The following is a 1578-nucleotide window of genomic DNA, read 5'->3' on the forward strand; positions in this document are numbered from 1 at the left end:
CATTCGATGGGCGGGCTGGTGACGCGGCGCGCGGCGCAGCTCGCACCCGACAAGATGCTCGGCGTGGTGCACGGTGTACAGCCGGTGGCCGGTGCGCCGGTGGTGTACCGGCGTTTCCGCGCCGGCACCGAGGTGGGTGGTGTGTTTGACCTGGAAGGTGCGGCGGTAGCGGCCATCGTCGGTTGGAATGCGGCCGATATCACGCCGACCTTGGCCTGCTCGCCCGGCCCGCTGGAACTGTTGCCGACCAAGCACTATCCGCCCGGCTGGCTGCAAGTGGCGCAGAACGAGCAAGTGGTCATGGCCTTGCCGCAAGCCGATCCGTATGAGGAGATCTACAGCAAGACCACCGAAGACTGCTGGTGGGGCATGCTGGATCCGAAGCTGATCGATCCGGCCGGCTCCATCACTAATGCAGGCGATTCTCCATTGGGCAATCACATCGAGGCATTAAAAAAGGCGCGGCGCTTTCACGACACGCTGGGCTTGTACGCTCACCCGCAAACCTATGGCTATTACGGTATCGACGAGAAGAAATACCGCGCCTTTGGCCACATCACCTGGCAAACGGATAAGCTGCCGCACGATGACGTACTGCCGCTGGTGATCAATCAAGACAGTGGCCATACGCTGAACGGGCAATCGACGGTGCCGCTGTATTCACAAGACGCGCAGGATGCCCGCGTCAAGCTGAAGCTGGCGAACGTGCGTAACCAGGGCGGCGACGGCACGGTGCCGCGCGACTCGGCCCAGGTGCTGGACCGGCTGCAGCCGACCCCGCAGGCGGTGTTCCGCATCACCGGCTTCGACCACCAAAATAGCTTCGCCAATCGCTATGCCCTGCAGGCCACCGTATATAGCATCGCGCGCCTGGTGGCGGAGCAGGCGCCGGCACCCGTGCCTTATTGAAAGCCAAGTCATGAACCCACGAATCGTTTATTTACTGGGGCTGACGCTCACCTGGCTCGCCCCCACCCTCTACGCCGCGGAGCCTGTGATGTTCGACAAGACCAAGACTTACTGTTTCGGCCGTTATCTGGTGGATATCCCGGTCGAGGCCGAACTGAAAGGGCAAGGCAATACCTATCAGGGCGCCCGGATTGCAAGCGAGAAGATGGGGACGGCGGCTTTGCAAGCGCGGATCGATCAAAAGATCAAAGACCTGAAAGCGCGAACCTACGCAGCCAGTTACTATCAGTTCAATAAAGAGATCAAGCTTGAAAAAAATGGCACGATCTTGCTGGGCTATGACGACCCTTTCAATACGCCGATGTACAGCATCGACACCTTCAAGTGGGATTGGGGCTGGGCCTTCACCACTTCCAAAGGTGCCTACGACGATCAGCAAATCGATTCGCTGGTGAGTCGTTTCAGCACCTATCTACGCAGTCTGCGCTACCGCGACCAGCGCGACATCCCCACCGAACCAGGCATTTGTATCAAAAATGGCTTCATTGCCAACGATGGCAAGACGCCACAAGCAGAGAATGCCAGCTTGGCATTTCAGTTGAAAAAAAATCCGGATGTTTGGATAAGAATAGAGAGTAATGTCCTGTTCAGAAGTCAGCCATCACTTTT

2 protein-coding genes are annotated in these 1578 nt (G+C 58.3%); both read left to right on the plus strand.

All coding sequences use genetic code 11. From position 1 onward, the window contains the following. On the plus strand, positions 1-909 hold a 909-nt coding region (locus DFP86_RS19400), incomplete at its 5' end, for a hypothetical protein (RefSeq protein WP_208108412.1). A gap of 10 nt (positions 910-919) precedes the next feature. After that, positions 920-1578 (plus strand): T6SS immunity protein Tli4 family protein (locus tag DFP86_RS19165; protein WP_208108413.1); only part of this gene is annotated, 659 nt, incomplete at its 3' end.

It is taken from the genome of Paludibacterium purpuratum, from assembly GCF_004363805.1.
Classification (GTDB): domain Bacteria; phylum Pseudomonadota; class Gammaproteobacteria; order Burkholderiales; family Chromobacteriaceae; genus Paludibacterium; species Paludibacterium purpuratum.